At 71.5% G+C, this 16,327-nt stretch carries 14 protein-coding genes; 1 reads left to right on the top strand and 13 read right to left on the bottom strand.

The window, feature by feature from the left end:
- Positions 1-20: 20 nt before the first annotated feature.
- From OG285_RS35015 to OG285_RS34990, 6 genes are all read right to left on the bottom strand, one after another.
- Positions 21-1,295 carry a cytochrome P450 gene (locus OG285_RS35015; RefSeq protein WP_371793337.1) on the bottom strand — a complete coding sequence of 425 codons (1,275 nt, stop codon included), beginning with the start codon at positions 1,293-1,295 and terminating at the stop codon, positions 21-23.
- Entirely contained in the window at positions 1,292-1,900 is a 609-nt protein-coding gene (locus OG285_RS35010) for an ATP/GTP-binding protein (protein ID WP_356834486.1), read from the bottom strand. Before OG285_RS35010 ends, OG285_RS35015 begins: the two co-directional genes overlap by 4 nt.
- Positions 1,878-2,243 carry a DUF742 domain-containing protein gene (locus OG285_RS35005; protein ID WP_356834484.1) on the bottom strand — a complete coding sequence of 122 codons (366 nt, stop codon included), beginning with the start codon at positions 2,241-2,243 and terminating at the stop codon, positions 1,878-1,880. The genes OG285_RS35010 and OG285_RS35005 overlap by 23 nt, the downstream gene beginning before the upstream one ends.
- The gene (locus tag OG285_RS35000) at positions 2,240-2,650 is read right to left on the bottom strand and encodes a roadblock/LC7 domain-containing protein (protein ID WP_356834482.1); all 411 of its coding nucleotides are present in this window, start codon (positions 2,648-2,650) and stop codon (positions 2,240-2,242) included. Before OG285_RS35000 ends, OG285_RS35005 begins: the two co-directional genes overlap by 4 nt.
- A 2-nt stretch (positions 2,651-2,652) precedes the next feature.
- Positions 2,653-4,200: an ATP-binding protein gene (locus OG285_RS34995; protein ID WP_371793336.1), complete on the bottom strand. Its 1,548-nt coding sequence runs from the start codon at positions 4,198-4,200 to the stop codon at positions 2,653-2,655.
- Between the two features lie 355 nt (positions 4,201-4,555).
- The gene (locus OG285_RS34990) at positions 4,556-5,401 is read right to left on the bottom strand and encodes a DUF5753 domain-containing protein (protein WP_371793335.1); all 846 of its coding nucleotides are present in this window, start codon (positions 5,399-5,401) and stop codon (positions 4,556-4,558) included.
- 106 nt (positions 5,402-5,507) lie between these two features.
- Between OG285_RS34990 and OG285_RS34985 the strand changes: the two genes are divergently transcribed.
- Positions 5,508-5,969 carry an ATP-binding protein gene (locus OG285_RS34985; RefSeq protein ID WP_356834476.1) on the top strand — a complete coding sequence of 154 codons (462 nt, stop codon included), beginning with the start codon at positions 5,508-5,510 and terminating at the stop codon, positions 5,967-5,969.
- An 86-nt stretch (positions 5,970-6,055) separates the two neighbouring features.
- Here the strand turns inward: OG285_RS34985 and OG285_RS34980 are convergent, their stop codons facing one another.
- From OG285_RS34980 to OG285_RS34950, 7 genes are all read right to left on the bottom strand, one after another.
- The gene (locus OG285_RS34980; RefSeq protein ID WP_371793334.1) at positions 6,056-8,455 is read right to left on the bottom strand and encodes a phosphoketolase; all 2,400 of its coding nucleotides are present in this window, start codon (positions 8,453-8,455) and stop codon (positions 6,056-6,058) included.
- A 127-nt stretch (positions 8,456-8,582) separates the two neighbouring features.
- Entirely contained in the window at positions 8,583-9,437 is an 855-nt protein-coding gene (locus OG285_RS34975) for a universal stress protein (protein WP_371793333.1), read from the bottom strand.
- Positions 9,438-9,490: 53 nt separating this feature from the next.
- Positions 9,491-10,291, bottom strand: coding sequence for a VOC family protein (locus OG285_RS34970; RefSeq protein ID WP_371793332.1), 801 nt, complete (start codon positions 10,289-10,291; stop codon positions 9,491-9,493).
- Positions 10,292-10,516: 225 nt separating this feature from the next.
- Positions 10,517-11,524, bottom strand: coding sequence for an ABC transporter substrate-binding protein (locus tag OG285_RS34965; RefSeq protein WP_356834468.1), 1,008 nt, complete (start codon positions 11,522-11,524; stop codon positions 10,517-10,519).
- Positions 11,525-11,527: 3 nt separating this feature from the next.
- A complete protein-coding gene (locus OG285_RS34960) occupies positions 11,528-13,519 on the bottom strand; it encodes an ABC transporter permease (protein ID WP_371793331.1) in 1,992 nt (663 codons plus the stop codon).
- A gap of 61 nt (positions 13,520-13,580) precedes the next feature.
- Positions 13,581-14,711, bottom strand: coding sequence for a glycine betaine/L-proline ABC transporter ATP-binding protein (locus tag OG285_RS34955; protein WP_356834464.1), 1,131 nt, complete (start codon positions 14,709-14,711; stop codon positions 13,581-13,583).
- Entirely contained in the window at positions 14,708-16,267 is a 1,560-nt protein-coding gene (locus tag OG285_RS34950) for a GMC family oxidoreductase (RefSeq protein WP_371793330.1), read from the bottom strand. Before OG285_RS34950 ends, OG285_RS34955 begins: the two co-directional genes overlap by 4 nt.
- Between the last annotated feature and the right edge of the window lie 60 nt (positions 16,268-16,327).

The raw sequence follows: 16,327 nt of genomic DNA, 5'->3' as shown, positions 1-16,327 counted from the left end.
TTCGCGAGGGGAATGTCCGGTCACGGGGATGTGCTGTCGCCGGTGCCCGCTCCGTACCGCGCGGAGAAGTCGACGGGCAGCGAGACGGGGACGCGGGTCCAGGGCGAGGGACGCCAGGCCACGTCACCGGCGGGGATGCTGAGCCGCATGTCGGGCAGCAGGTGCAGGACGGTGTTGACCGCGGTACGGGTGATCAGCCGGGCCGGCACCTGGGCGGGGCACACATGCGCGCCGGCCGAGAAGGCGAGATGCGCGCGGTTGCCCGGCTCCACCCCGCCGTCGGACGCGCGGACCGCGGGGTCGTCGTTGGCGGCGCTGATCCCCAGGACGAGGACGTCGCCCCGCCTGATCTGCTGTCCGCCCAGTTCGGTGTCGCGCAATGCGTAGCGGGCGGGCACGTTGTTCATCGGCGGGTCGCGCCACAGCGCCTCGTCGAGTGCGTCGTCCACGCCGAGCCGCCCGCCGTGCATACGGGCCGCGAACCGCGGGTCGGTGAGCATCAGCCGCAGGGTGTGCGAGATCCAGGCGGTGACGGTCTCGTTGCCCGCGGAGACCATCACGACCATCGACTGGAGCTGCTCCGCCTCGTCCCGCAGGTTGGGGTGGTCGAGCAGCGCGGTCGTCAGGTCGTCCGCGGGCACGGCACGGCGGGCCCTGAGCGTGTCGGCGAGGATCTCCTCGAAGTGGCGGTTTCCGCTCTGCGAGTCGTCCGCGCTGCCGACCAGCGCGATGAGCGCGTCCAGCAGCTCACGCCCTTCGGCGCTGTCCAGGCCGAACAGCGAGGCGATGGAGAGCATCGGGACGATCCTGGCGTACTCGTTGACCAGGTCGGCGCTGCCGCGTGCGGAGAACTCGGCGATCAGCTTGGCGCAGGCCGCCTCGACCTGGCGCCGGGTGCGGCGCTGGTCGATCCGCGCGACGCCGTCGTCGAGCGGCTGGCGCAGTCTGCGGTGCTCCGGTCCGTCGGCGCTCACGACGTTGGCCCGCCAGGCCATCATCGGGAGCAGGCCCGAATCCGGCGAGACGACACCGTCGTTGAGGTCGTGCCAGTTGCGCGCGTCCCGCGAGTACACCTGTTCCTGGCGTGTGATGGTCAGCAGTTCCCGGTAGCCCATGACGAGCCAGGCGGGCACCCCCGGCTCCAGTTCCACCTTGGCCACGCTGCCCCACTGCTCGCGCAGCCTGCGGTAGGCCGCCTGCGGATCGCTGGATCCGACGGCCTCGGAAAGCGGGAGCAGCCCGGTGGTGCGGCCGCCGCGGGCCGGGCAGGACGGCGGCGGGAGGGGGTGGTTCATGAGGCGCTCTCCGGTACGCGCGCCGCTCCGGCGCTCATCACGTAGTGGACAAGGCTGATCAGCGCGTCGAGCGACGAGGTGCGCTCCCGTGCGTCGCAGATGACGACGGGGGTCTCCGGCAGCAGGTCGAGCGCCACGCGCAGTTCGTCGGCGGAGTAGCACTCGCTGTCCGGGAACTGGTTGACGGCGACGGCGAACGGCAGCCCCCTGATCTCCAGTTGCTCCAGTACGTCGAAACTGTCCTCGATCCTGCGGGTGTCGATCAGGACCAGGACACCGATGGCGCCCTCGGCCAGCCCGTCCCACAGGTCCCAGAAACGGCGCTGCCCGGGCGTACCGAAAAGGTAGAGAACCAGCCGCGAGGTGACCGTGATGCGGCCGAAGTCCATGGCCACGGTCGTGGTGGTCTTGGTGCCCGTACCCGCGAGGTCGTCCACCCCGATGCTCGCCCGGGTCATCACCTCCTCGGTGCGCAACGGCTCGATCTCGCTGACCGAGCCGACCAGCGTGGTCTTGCCGACACCGAAGGCGCCCACGACGAGGATCTTGACGGCCTGCTGGACGGTGTCGGCCAAATAGCGGTCAACGGAGACGGCGGAGACCATCGAGTACCTCCTGAAGCAGTTGTCCATCGGGGGGAACGGCCTGCGGTACGCCGGAGCGCGCCGACAGATGACCGCTGTCGGCGAGGTCGGACACCAGTACTCTGACCAGGCTCACCGGCAGTTGCAGGTGGGCGGCCGCCTCCACCAGGGAGAGCAGCCGACGGCACATCCGCAGGAGGGCGCGTTCTTCCCGGGTGGCGGAGACGGGCAGGTCGTGCGGAGGGTCGACGGCGATGAGAAGTGTCTCGATACCGATGGTGTTACGCGTGGGGCGTGAGCGCCCTCTGCTGATCACATAGGGGCGTAGCGCCCGGTCCGTGTACTCCCCCTCCGGGTCGCTCACCGAGCGGATCCCGGCCTCGGCGGGCTGCTGAGGTTGGCCGCTCCGATTCTCATGACCTGTGCCTGCATCTGACGGGCCACCAGCTTCGGGTCCACCACCGGGCCCGTCACCACGGCGAGGTGGACGTTGTCGGCGCTGCGCATGAAGAGGAAGCCGCCGTTGAACTCCACCATCTGCTGGTGGACCGACCCGCCGTCCCCGCCGAACTCCCGGCCGAGGCTGCGGCCCAGGGACTGCAGCCCCGAGCAGTTCGCCGAGAGGCGGTCGGCGGCGTCCCGGTCCATGCCGTCGGAGCTGACCAGCAGGAGTCCGTCGGCGCTGAAGACGATCGCCTGGCGTACCCCGGGCACGGCCGCGACCTCCGAGATCATCCAGCCACGCTGCTGGGGATTGTCCACGTAACTCATGCTCAGGCCTGTCCTTCTGCGGAATCGGGGGTGTGGGGGGAAGAGCCGTCGCGGCCGTCGTGCGGGTCGGAGCCGGGTTCGGGCGCGGACCGGCCGCCCTCGAAGAACTGCTCCATCCAGTCGCCCGCCTCGTCCGGGGTCGCCGAGGACATGGTGCCGCCCGCGGAATCGTCCGCGGGCCCGCCGGTCGGGCGGTATTCGTCGCGGCGTGACCGCCGGCGCGGGAGGCGCCGGGTCCGCTCGCCGCCCTGTTCGTACAGCGGGATGGCCTGTTGCGCCGGTGGTTCGGCGGGGATCTCGGGGCTCTGCGAGGTCTGCCCGGGGACGGTGGCGGTGGGCGGCTGCCCCGCCTCGGGAGCGGGCTGCGCCGCGGCGGAGCGGTCCGCGGGAGAGCCGGGCGGATCGATGGCTTCCAGTACGTGGGCGGGGATCAGCACCACGCCGCGGATCCCGCCGTACGGGGAGGGCCCCAGGTCGACGCGGAAGCCGTGCCGCTGGGCGAAGCGGCCCACCACCGCGAAGCCGGTCTGCGGGATCTCGCCGACGTCGCCGACGCCCAGGAGCCTGCGGCCCGAGGCGACTTCGCGTGCTTCGGCGAGCCGGTACTCGTCCAGTCCGAGACCGCCGTCGTCCACTTCGATGACAGCGCCGCGCTGCACGGTCCGTACCGTGACCGGTACCGCGGTGCTCGGCGGCGAGTACTCGGTCGCGTTGGCGAGCAGTTCGGCCAGCAGGTGGATCAGCGGCTCGACGACGGGCGCGGCGATCCCCACGTCCGGGTCGCCCGAGACCTCGATACGGGTGAAGGCGACGATCCGTCCCGATGCGGCCCGCACCGCGTCGACCAGGGCGAGCGGTTTCTGCCACTGCTGCCCCGGCCACTCGCCGCACAGCACCTTGAGGCTCTGGGCGTGCCGGGCCTGCTGGGTCGCCGCGTGGTCCACACGCATGGTGGATTCGAGGAGTTCGGCATCGCCGGGATACCGGTCGGCGAGCCCCGTCACCGCGGCCTGGATGCGGTGTGCGGAGGTCTGGACCCGGCTGGCGAGCTCGACCAGGGCCAGCCGCTGCGACTCCTCGCGGTACTCGACTGCTTCGCGCACCTCGCCGAGCAGCCGGTCCAGCAGACCGGCCACGGTCTCGTCCAGCGGCCACGTCTCGTTCGAAGGGCCCGGGTCCTCCCGGCCGGCCAGTGCCGCGGGCAGCCGTTCCTTGACGGCGTGCTCGACCTCGGCCTGGACCAGATCGCCCTGCTGCTGCGTCCGGCGGCGCCACTCCGTGTCGCGGAGGGCCGTCCGGTCGGCCTGTTCCCCGGCCTCCCGCAGGTGGCGGGCGGCCTCGGCCTCGGCCGCTCTGTGCCGGCCGCGAAGTATCACCAGGAGCGTGAGCACGGCCAGGGCCGCGACGAGGTACACCACGAGAGCGACGGGGCCGGCGGCCGCGAGGGGCACCACGGGGGCCGCGAGCGTGATGAGCGCGAGGCTCAGAACGGTCGGCCAGAGGTACTGCGTCCGGCGTGGTGGAGGAACGGACGCGGAAGGACGGGCCATGAAGAACCTTTGAATCGGCTTCGATTTGGCTGGGAACCGCGGCTCGAATGGGGGAGAGCGACGGCTTCACGGGGGGGGCGTCACGGCGCGACGGGCGGCTGCGGCGGCCACGCGCGGAAGACCCGTACCGGCGTCGGCCGCCGCCACTCGGACAGGCTTTCACCCCGCACTACATGTCACTGAACGTATATCGCCCGTCTACTGAAAGGCATGGCGAGATCGTATAGCCGCCTCACATATCCTCAGGGCCGTTTTCAGCCACTCCGGCTCTCTCGACCGCGCCGGTCGCCCCGACCACCCCTGACACCCGGTGCGATCGGACCATCACCTTCCATCACGGTCGCCGCCCCTCGGCTCACCGCGGGAACAGCTCGGGCAGCACCACGCCGGCGGCCGGTGCCGCGCCGCAGGCGGAATCCATCAGCATCCGGTACGCGGAAACCGCCGCGCGGTCCTGGGTGACAGCGACCTCACCGCCGGGGCCGCCGACGACGGCGTGGTCCGGGATCTCCGGGACGGGAAGCCGTAGCAGCTCCAGCGGCGGGGCGCCGGTCAGTGCGTGCGGCCCCGCCGTCAGAGGCATCACCTGGAGGGTGATGTTCGGGCGGGCGGTCGCCCGCCGGAGGGCGTCCAGCTGCTCCCGCATGACATCCGGGGAGCCGACGCAGGTGTGCAGCGCGGCCTCCGGGATCAGCCCCCACAGGACCGCGTCCCGCTCACGGAACCGCTCCTGCCGGGCCCGGAGGAACTCCGTACGCCGGGCCCGTACGGCAGGCGGGGCCCCCGGGTGCCGGACCGCCTCGACGGCAGCGGCGTAACCGGGGGTCCGCAGCAGGTCGGGGACCAGTGCGGGGTGCCACATCCGGATCACCGCGGCGGACGACTCGATACCGATGACGTCCCGCTGCCAGGCGGGCAGGACGTCACGCCAGCGGTGCCACCATCCGGGCTCGTTCGCCCTGACCAGGCTGGCCCTGATCCGCCGGGCGTCGCCCTCGGGGTGGTGGTAGTACTCCAGGAGGTCCCTGACCTGCCCGGCGTCCAGCGCGGTCTCCGCCCGCTCGATACGCCGCACGGTGGCCTCGGACAGGTCCAGCGCGGCGGCGACCGCCGCGAGCCCGCATCCGGCCCGCTCACGGGCCAGGCGGAGCTGTTCCGCGACGACACGGTGCTCCAGGGTCGGGCCTGAGCGGGCTCTCACGGCGTCCATCTCCTTCGCGGCGAAACCGGGCGGCCGTCGTGTCACATTCTGTGCGATTCACACTCTGACACTTGCAGAGTATGCCGAACGTGTTGATAGTGCATATATGTCTGAATTCGATGGTGATGCCTCTGCCGCACGCTCCGACGACGAGGACGACTCCGCCTACCGCTGGTCGACGCCGCGCATACCCGAGGGGGTCATCGACTCCCGACAGCGCGTCCGCGACGCCATGCTGGCCTGGGGCGAGCCGGAGGAACGGACGGAGACCGCGGTCCTGCTGGTCTCCGAACTCGTCACCAACTCCGTGCGCTACAGCGCCCGGTCCGCGCGGGTCCGCTGCTGCCTGCGCCGGACCTGCTCCCGGATAAGGATCCAGGTGTGGGACGCGGGCGGCGACGGCATTCCGGCCCAGCGCCGGCCACCGGCATGCGAGACCGAGCCGGACGGCGCCGCCAGGACCGGCCTGTCGGAACGCGGCCGGGGTCTCCTCATCGTCACCGCCCTGGCCGCCGACTGGGGCACCTGCCAGGACGGCGGAGGCCGGCTGGTCTGGGCCGACGTCTGACGCCGGGCGCGGCCTCCCGTTGCAACCAGAGCCGTGCGGATGTGCCGCCCGGAGCCCGCGGACGCGCTGTGATCCGCGGGAAGGTCTCAGGTGTCGAGGGGCAGCGGCTGCCAGGTCCAGTCGGCCACCTCGGGGAGGTCGGTGCCGTGCTCGCGGATCCAGGCGTGGTGCCTGAGGCGGGCGTCCTCCATGGTCTGGCGCGCGTGGGTCGCGCGCACCGCGAGTCCGGGGACGCGGTCGATGACGTCCAGGACCAGCCGGTAACGGTCCAGGTCGTTGCGGACCACCATGTCGAAGGGGGTGGTCGTGGTCCCGGACTCCTTGTAGCCGCGCACATGCAGGTTCGCGTGACCGGCCTGGTGGTAGGCCAGGCGGTGGATCAGCCACGGGTAGCCGTGGTAGGCGAAGATCACCGGCTTGTCGCGGGTGAACAGCGCGTCGTACTGCCTGCCCGACATCCCGTGCGGGTGTTCCGACTCCGGGAGCAGCCGGGCCAGGTCGACCACGTTCACCACCCGCACCGCCAGACCCGGGAGGTGACGGCGGATCAGCAGGGCCGCTGCCAGCACCTCCTGGGTGGGAACGTCGCCCGCGCAGGCCAGCACGACATCGGGCTCCTCGCCCTCCCGCTCGGTACCGGCCCACTCCCAGACCCCGGCCCCGCGCGCACAGTGGGCACGCGCCTCGTCGAGGGTGAGCCAGTCGAAGCAGGGCTGCTTGCCCGCCACGACGACGTTCACGTAGTCGCGGCTGTGCAGGACGTGTTCGGCGACGGAGAGCAGGGTGTTGGTGTCCGGCGGGAGGTAGACGCGTACGACTTCCGGGGACTTGTTGAGTACGTGGTCGACGAAGCCGGGGTCCTGGTGCGAGAAGCCGTTGTGGTCCTGCCGCCAGACATGCGAGGTGAGCAGGTAGTTGAGGGAGGCGATGGGGCGGCGCCAGGGCAGGGTGCGGGACACCTTCAGCCACTTGATGTGCTGGTTGACCATCGAGTCGACGATGTGCACGAAGGCTTCGTAGCAGGAGAAGAGCCCGTGCCGACCGGTGAGGAGGTAGCCCTCCAGCCAGCCCTGGCAGGTGTGTTCGGAGAGGATCTCCATCACCCGGCCGTGCCGGTCCAGGTGCTCGTCGACACCGAGGGTCTCCGCCTGCCATGCCTTGCCGCTGGCCCCGTACAGGGCCTGGAGCCGGTTGGACGCGGTCTCGTCGGGCCCCACCACACGGAAGTCACGTCGCTCCGCAGTGGCCGCCATGACCGCCTCCAGCAGATCGCCGAGGACGCGGGTCGGCTCGTGCAGGGTCGCGCCGGGCCGCACGACCTCGACGGCGTACTCCTCCAGGGGCGGTACCGGCAGGTCGAGCAGGCGCAGGCCGCCGTTGGTGTGCGGGTTGGCGCCGAGGCGCAGCGGCCCGTCGGGGACACAGGCCAGGACTTCGGCGCGGGGCCGGCCCGCGGTGTCGAAGAGGTCCTCCGGCCGGTAGGAGCGCAGCCACATCTCCAGCTGCCTGAGGTGCTCGGGGTTCTCCCGGACGCCGGGCAGCGGCACCTGGTGGGCCCGCCAGGTGCCTTCGACCGGCAGTCCGTCGACGCTCGCGGGGCCGGTCCAGCCCTTGGGCGTACGCAGCACGATCAGCGGCCAGCGCGGGCGCTCGGTGCTGCCCTCCTCGCGGGCGGCACGCTGGATGCGGGCGATGCGGTCCAGTGCGGTGTCCATCGCCCGGGCCATGGCCCGGTGGACGGTGTCCGGATCGGCGCCGGTGACGTGCAGGACGTCATGACCGTAGCCGCGGAGCAGCTCGTCCAGCTCCGCTTCGGGAATGCGCGCCAGCACCGCCGGATTGGCGATCTTGTATCCGTTCAGGTGCAGGACCGGAAGGACCGCGCCGTCGTACACCGGATCGAGGAACTTGTTGGAGTGCCAGGACCCGGCGAGCGGGCCGGTCTCCGCCTCACCGTCACCGATGACACAGGCGACGAGCAGATCCGGATTGTCGAGGGCCGCGCCGTACGCGTGGGAGAGCGAGTAGCCCAGTTCCCCGCCCTCGTGGATCGAACCGGGTGTCTCGGGTGCGACATGGCTGGGCACACCGCCGGGGAAGGAGAACTGCCGGAAGAGCCGGGCCATGCCCGCCGCGTCCCGGCCGATGTCCGGGTACGTCTCGGAGTAGCTGCCCTCCAGCCACGAGTTGGCCAGTACGGCCGGACCGCCGTGCCCGGGCCCCCAGACGCACACCGTGTCCTGGCCGCGCGCCCTGGCGACGCGGTTCAGGTGTGTGTGGACCAGGTTCAGTCCGGGCGAGGTGCCCCAGTGGCCGAGCAGCCGGGGTTTGATGTGTTCCGGCCGCAACGGCTCGGTGAGCAGCGGATTGTCCAGGAGGTAGATCTGGCCGACCGCAAGATAGTTGGCGGCCCGCCAGTGGGCGACCAGTGACGCGAGTTCCTCGTCGGTTACCGGGGCCGGTGCTTCCGTACTGGTCTCGCGCATGGCGCTCGCTGCCTCCTGGGCCGTAACTGCCGGGCTGTGCCTGCTGGATCGTGGCTGCGCAGCGCTGGCTGTTCGGTGCTGGCTGTTCGGTGCTGGCTGTTCGGTCGGGCCTGCCGGTCGTGACCGCTCAGTCGTGCGGGACGACTGCCACCGGGCACGGCGCGTGGTGTACGGCCGAGGACAGGACGTGGCCGACCGGCGGCGACAGCGCGGGCCTGCTCCTGCGCCGCCCCACGACCAGCAGTCCGGCGCCCGTGGCACCGCGGACGACCGCCTGGGCCGGGCTCTCCGTGCGTACCCGGTCGGCCGTGCGTACCTGGGGGAACTTCTCCCGCCAGGGCCGCAGCGCTTCGCTCAGCTCCAGCTGGGCACGCTCCGTCGTTCGCCCGGAAACCCGCGAATCGACGCCACTCCGGCTGTACGCGTGCTCCGGAAGGCTTCTGCCGTGCACGGCCCGCAGCAGGACGCCGCGCCTGGCGGCGGTGTCGAAGGCGAACTCGCACAGCGCCTCGCACGGCCCGTGCAGCGAAAGACCCAGCACCACGGCGCCGTCCTCGGCCACCGGGCCGGTGGCTTCCCGCGCCCGGACGAGGACGACGGGGGCGTCGGCGCGCGCCACCACCCGCAGACCGATGTCGCCCAGGTAGTAACTGGCCAGCGGCGCCATGTCCCGGGAGCCGAGCACCACCGCCTGCGAATCGGCCGCCGCCTCCAGCAGGGTCGCCACCGGGTCGCCGTCCGTCAGCTCCTCGGTGACGGGCAGTCCGGGACAGCGCTCGTCCACGACGATGCGTGCCCGCTCCACGATCCACCGGGGCAGATCGTGCTGACCGCTCCCGTCCGCAGGCCGGACCGGACCCACTGCCCGTGCGTGCAGGATGCGCAGCACCGCGCCGCGCGACTGCGCCTCGCGCGCGGCCCAGCGGGCCGCGGAGAGCGACTCGGCCCTGCTGTCCAGACCCACGGTGATGATCGGCTTCATGGCCGTGCTCCGTTCTCGGGGCGGATGTCCCCGCCGCTTCTCGCCGGGCCTGGTCAGGTCATCGACGGATCGCCCTTGATCAGGGCGAACACCGCGCCGTCCGGATCCCGGAGCAGCGCGAGGCGTCCCACTCCAGGAGCGTTGCTCGGCGGCATCAGGGCCGTGGCCCCGCGTCCGGTGGCCGCGGCGAACGTGGCGTCGCAGTCCTCGACGCCGAAGTACGGGTGCCACTCCGATGTCGCCCCGGCGTCCGCGTTCTCCTTCGGGAGCTGCATGATGCCGCCGTGGCTGGTGTCGTCGCCCTTGCCACCGCCGGGCGCGGACACGACGGTGTAGACCATGCCGTCCCCCATGGACATGTCCTGGTCACTCCAGGAGAAGACCGCGCGGTAGAAGGCCTTCGCCGCTGCCGCGTCGGTGGTGTGCAGCTCCGTCCAGCACATCGTGTCCGGCTCCATGACGGCCTCCAGACCCTGTACGTCGCGCGGCTGCCAGACGGCGAACTCGGCGCCCGTCGAGTCGGTGAAGCCCGCCATCCGGCCGGCGGTGAAGACGTCCGTCGCCGGGAAGCGGACCGTTCCGCCTGCCTGCTCGACGGCGCGGCCGGTGGCTTCGGCGTCGGCGGTGTGGAAGTAGACCGTCCACGCGGCGCTCGCGCCCTCCGCCGTCAGCGGGCCGACGGCTCCGACGGTCCTGCCGCCCTTCTGGAAGAAGCCGTAGCCGCCGGCGTCGGGGCCGGCCGACTGGAAGGTCCAGTCGAACACGCCGGTGTAGAAGGCGACGGCTGCGTCGATGTCCGGGGCGCCGAGGTCGAGCCAGTTCGGCGCACCAGGGACATAGTGGGTCGTCAGCACGGGAGATCCTCCGGTGTACGCATGGGGTGGTCCGGCCCACCACGGCCCGGGAATCCTCTTGCCCCGATCGGCGCGGCAGCCACTCACTGTCGCCCCATGGGTACCGGGTCGCCCGCCCCCCGAAACAGCACCCGTACCCCAGCCCTGCGGACGGCTCCCGGCCCTCACCCGTACGGCCCAGCACGGCCGGTCGCGCCCCGGCGGGACGCGACCGGCCGATGGCTCCTACTTCTTCCCGGGGAGCCACTTCTTCCAGATGTCCGGGTTCTGGTCCACCCAGCGCCTGGCCGCCTCGTCGGCCGAGAGCCCCTGCGAGGCGATCATCGCGGAGACCTTGTTCTGGTCGTTCTTCGTCCACTTGAAGTTCTTCAGGAACGTCGCGGCGCTGCCGCCCGTCCTGGTGAACTCGGTGTTGAAGTACTTCTGCAGGGGCGTCGAGGGATAGGCGCAGTCAATGGACTTGGGGTCCTTGACCCCCTTGTCCGCGCACTTCGCGGTGTACGGAGGAAGCTTGACCTCCTTCATCGGTACCTGGTTGAAGAGCCACTGCGGCTCGTACCAGTAGCTGAGGAAGGGCTTCTTCTCCTTGGCGAACTGCTGGATCTGGGTGATCTGCGCGGCCTCCGACCCCGCGAACACCACGTCGTAGTCCAGCTTGAGGTTCTTCACCAGCGCCTTGTCGTTCGTGACGTAGGAGGGCGAACCGTCCATGAGCTGGCCCTTGCTGCCGCTCTCCGCCGTACGCAGCTGACCGGCGTACTTGTTGAGGTTCTTCCAGTCGGTGACATCGGGGTGCTTGTCCGCCCAGTACTTCGGGACGAACCAGCCGATGTGGCCGGTGACTCCCAGGTCGCCGCCCGCGGTGATCGTCTTCTTGTCCTTGACGTACCGCTTCTCCTGGTCGGGGTGGCCCCAGTCCTCCAGGATCGCGTCGACGCGGCCCTGGCTGAGGGCGTCCCAGGCGGGGATCTCGTCCACCTGGACCGTGTCGACCCGGTAGCCCAGCTGGTGTTCGAGCAGATACTTCGCGACGGCCACGTTGGCCTGGGCGCCGACCCAGCTCTGCACGGAGAGCGTGACGGACTTGGCGCCCTTGGCCGCGGCGAACGGCGAGGACTGCTTGGTCATGTCGGCGGCTCCGCAGCCGCTGAGCGAGACCAGCAGGGCGCCCGAAGCCAGGGCGGCGAGGGCGGTCGTGGCACGGCGTGCGCCACGGGTGGGTGTACGGGTCACGGCTCAGGCCCCCTTCCGGGTGCGGCGTTCGGTGGGCTGGGTGACCCGGTCGAGCATCAGGCCGAGGCAGACGATGGCCACGCCGGCGACGAGGCCGATGGCGAGGTCGCCGGTGGCCAGTCCGGTGACGACGTCGTAGCCGAGCGCCCCGCCGCCCACCAGGCCGCCGATGATGACCACGGCGAGCACGAGCACCACGCCCTGGTTGACGGCAAGGAGCAGCGCCGGGCGGGCCAGCGGCAGCTGGACCTGGCGCAGTGTCTGCATCCGCGTGGCGCCGAGCGACCTGGCGGCCTCCACCGCGGCCGGGTCGACCTGGCGAAGGCCCTGGGTGGTGATGCGGATGACGGCGGGCAGCGCGTAGACGACCGCGGCGGCGGCTGCCGGGGCGCGGCCCACGGCGAAGAGCGCCACCACCGGGATGAGGTACACGAACTGCGGCATGGTCTGCATGACGTCCAGGACCGGGCGCAGTACGGCTTCGGTGCGGCGGCTGCCCGCCGCGAGGATCCCGACGGCGAAGCCGACGACGAGGGTGACGACCAGCGCGGCCAGGACCTGCGAGAGCGTGTCCATGGACGGCTTCCACATGCCGAGGACGCCGATGGCGCAGAGCGCGAGTACCGCGGTCAGGGCGGTCTGCCAGGTGCCGATCAGCCAGGCCAGGGCAGCGACGATCAGCAGTGCGCCCCACCAGGGCAGGCCGGTCAGCCCGTCCCTGAGCGGGTCCAGGACCCAGGAGGTGAAGTGCGCGGCCCAGTCGGCGGTGCCGCCGACGACGGGGACTCCGGAGTAGAGGTGGTCGACCATCCACTCCTTGAAGTCGTTGACGGGCCGCGCGATGGCCACGGTGGTTCCGCCGGGCCAGAGGGTGGAGCCGGCCAGCCGGCCGGCCACCGCGACGACCGCGGTGACGACGGCCGCGAGGGCCCAGCCGCGCCAGCCGCGCAGGGCCGGGGGCCCGGAGGGCTCGCTGCCGAGGCGGGCCCCGGCAGCTGCGGTGGTGCGGTCCATGACGATGGCGAGCAGCACGATCGGGATGGCCGCGGCCAGTGCCCCTCCGACGTCCACGGAGGCGAGCGCCTGGTAGACGCGGTCGCCGAGACCGGCGGCTCCGATGAGTGAGGCGATGACGACCATCGAGAGCGCCATCATGATGGTCTGGTTGAGGCCGAGGAGCAGTTCCTTGCGGGCCAGTGGCAGCCGGGCGGTGACCAGTCGCTGGCGGGCGGTGGAGCCGAGCGAGGCGACGGCCTCCAGGACCCCGGCGTCGGCCCCGCGCAGCCCGAGCGCCGTGAGGCGGGCCATCGGCGGCGCCGCGTAGACGACGGTGGCGAGCAGCGCGGCAGGCACACCGATGCCGAACACCAGGACCACCGGCAGCAGATAGGCGAAGGCCGGCAGCACCTGCATGGTGTCGAGCACCGGGCGCAGGATGCGGAACAGCCGGTCGGAGAGACCGCCCGCCAGCCCCAGGACCGCCCCGACGACGGCGGAGGCGATGACGGCCACCACCATCAGCGCGAGCGTCTGCATGGTCGGCACCCACATGTCCAGCATCCCGCTGACCAGCAGGGAGACCAGTGCGGTGGCGGCGATGCGCCAGCCGGCCACCCGCCAGGCCACGAGGGTGACCGCGGCGGTGACTCCGGTCCAGCCGAGGGCGAGCAGCACCAGGTAGACGGCGCGTACGGCGATGACCACGGCGTTGCTCAGATAGCCGAGGAAGTACAGGAACACCGGGTGGGTGTCGCGGTTGTCGATGATCCAGTCGCTGACGTGGCCCAGCGGTGCCGAGAGGTCCACGGTGAGCGCACCGGGCCACAGTCCACTGGACCAGAAGGCGTTCGCGATCGGCACCAGGACGGCGGCGGCGACGGCGAGCACGAGGAGCTTGCCCGGGCCGCGGTGGAGCAGCGCGGCCCGGAGCCTGGCCGCCCTGCCCGGTGCGGCCGGGCTGTCGGCGCGGACGGGAGCGGCAGTGGCGGCCGTCATGCGCGCCTCCGGACGGCTGGGCGGGCGGCGCGGCCGGGTACGGGGGTTGGTTGCGTACGCATCAGGCGGCCACCCCGCTCTCGGCCGGGCTCTCGTCGAGACGGGCGACGACGGCGAGCAGGCAGGCGTGGTCCACGATGCCGAGGCACCGGTCCCCCTCGACGACGCGGACGGCGCCCCCGGAGCGGACGACGGTGTCGATGGCGTCGGATATGAGCGTGCCGGGGGCCACCGACTCGCCCTCTTCGGCCTCAGCGCCCTGCGCCGGGCGCATGGCACGGCGGACGGTGAGAACCTGTTCGCGCGGGACGTCGCGTACGAAGTCGCGGACGTAGTCGTCGGCCGGCGAGCCGACGATCTCCTCGGGCGTGCCGAGCTGGACGATCCGGCCGTCGCGCATCAGCGCGATGCGGTCGCCGAGGGTCAGCGCCTCGGACAGGTCGTGGGTGATGAAGACCATGGTGCGGCCCTCGTCCCGGTGCAGCCGGACGACCTCTTCCTGCATGTCCCGCCGGATGAGCGGGTCGAGCGCGCTGAACGGCTCGTCGAAGAGCAGGACTTCGGGGTCCACGGCGAGCGCGCGGGCCAGGCCGACCCGCTGCTGCTGGCCACCGGAGAGTTCGCTCGGCCGCCGGTGCTCCAGGCCCGTCAGGCCGACCTTCTCGATGAACTCGGCTGCCTTGGTGCGGCGTTCGGCCCGGCCCATGCCCTGGATCTCCAGGCCGTAGGCGACGTTGTCCAGGACCGTGCGGTGCGGGAGCAGGCCGAAGTGCTGGAAGACCATGGCGGCGCGGTGGCGGCGCAGTTCGCGCAGCTTGGTTTTGTCCAGGGCGCGGACGTCCTCGCCGTCCATGGTGAGGTCGCCGCTGGTCGGCTCGATGAGCCGGGTCAGACAGCGCACCAGCGTCGACTTGCCGGAGCCGGACAGGCCCATGACCACGAAGACCTCGCCCTCGTGGACGTCGAAGGAGACGTCGCGCACGGCGGCGGTGCAGCCGGTGCGCTGCCGCAGCTCCTCGCCGGTCAGCCCGGCCAGCGAGCTGTCGCCGGGGATCCGCTCGGCCCTGGGGCCGAAGACCTTCCACAGATTGCGGACGGAGAAGACGGTGTCGCGCTTCTCCCGCGCCGCGGCCGACGCGCCGTCGGGCCGGTCGCCGTCGCCGGAGGGGGCGGTGGGGGCGGTCGCTGTCATGCCGTACCTCCCTGGGCGGGGGTCGCGGCCAGGAGTTCGGCGCACTTCTCGCCGACCATGAGGACTCCGATCATCGGGTTGACCGAGGGCATCGTCGGGAAGACGGACGCGTCGGCGATACGGAGGCCGGACAGTCCGCGGACCCGCAGCTCGGGGTCGACCACGGCGAGGGCGTCGTCGGGTGCGCCCATCCGGCAGGTGCCCGCCGGGTGGTAGACGGTGTGTGCGACCTTGCGGGCGTACTCGCTGATGTCCTCGTCGGACGTGACCTCGGGGCCCGGGCAGACCTCGCGCTTGAGCCAGTGGGCGAGCGGTTCGGTCTTCGCGATCTCGCGGGCGAGGCGGATGCCGTCGACCAGTGTCCGGCCGTCGTAGTCGTCCTCATCGGTGAAGTACCGGAAGTCCAGGGCCGGTTTGACCTCGGGGTCGGCGCTGGTGAGGTAGAGGCGGCCGCGGCTGCGCGGCTTGGGGATGTTGGGAGTCATCGACACGCCGTGCTCGGGCTTCTCGTAGCCCAGGCGCTCCGGGTTGTCGGTGAAGGGGATCTGGTAGAAGTGGAACATCAGGTCCGGGCCGCGCGATCCGGGGTCGCGGCGGACGAAGAGTCCGGCGTCGGAGTCCATCGCCGAGTTCTCCGGAATGGGCCCGTCGGTCTCCCACACGATGACGGACTCGGGGTGGTCGAGGAGGTTCTCGCCGACGCCCGGCAGGTCGTGCACGACGGGGATGCCGAGGGCTTCCAGATCCTGCTTCGGACCGATGCCGGAGAGCATCAGCAGCCGCGGTGTGTCCACCGCACCCGCGCAGACCAGCACTTCGCGGCCGGCCCGCAGAAGGACTTCTTCGCCGTCCTTGGTGCGGACGTGCACACCGGTGGCGCGGTCGCCGTCCAGTTCGAGCCGGTGGGCCCAGGTCTCCAGCATGATCGTGAGGTTGGGCCGGTCGCCGGCCTCGATGTGCGGGTGGAGGTAGGCGACCGACGCCGAGGAACGCTTGTTGTTCTCCGGGTGGTAGGCGAGGTCGAAGAAGCCCACGCCCTCGTGGAAGGGGTTCTTGTTGAAGCCCTCGACGCGCGGGACGCCCGCCGCCTGCTGGGCCGCGGTGACGAAGTCGCGGGCGATGGCGTTCCGGTCCTTCTCGTCCACCGCGACGATGTTGTTGCGGAGTTTGGAGAAGTACGGGTCCATCGACTTCGCGTCCCAGCCGGCCGCTCCGTGCTCGGACCACTCGTCCCAGTCGCCGGGCAGCGGCTTGAACGAGATCAGGGTGTTGTGCGAGGAACAGCCGCCGAGCACCTTGGCGCGGCTGTGCAGGATGTGCGAGTTGCCGCGCGGCTGCTCGGTGGTGGGGTACGCGTAGTCCAGGTCGCCGCCGAGCAGGCCGAGCCAGCGGCGGAGGGTGAGGACGTCGTCGCGGTCGATGTCGGTCGGGCCGCCCTCGACTACGACGACGCTGACGGCGGGGTCCTCGGTGAGCCGGGAGGCGATCACCGAACCCGCGGTGCCGCCGCCGACGATGACGTAGTCGGCGGTGACCGTGGAGATCTCCGGAGGCATGGGACGTTGCTCCTTCTGCAAAGTGCTGACGGGCTTACGCTGTGCTGCGAACAGACGGAC

This window comes from Streptomyces sp. NBC_01471, from assembly GCF_041438865.1.
Classification (GTDB): Bacteria; Actinomycetota; Actinomycetes; order Streptomycetales; family Streptomycetaceae; genus Streptomyces.
Note: the sequence above shows the minus strand (reverse complement) of the source record. Positions and strands in the feature narration are given on the sequence as shown.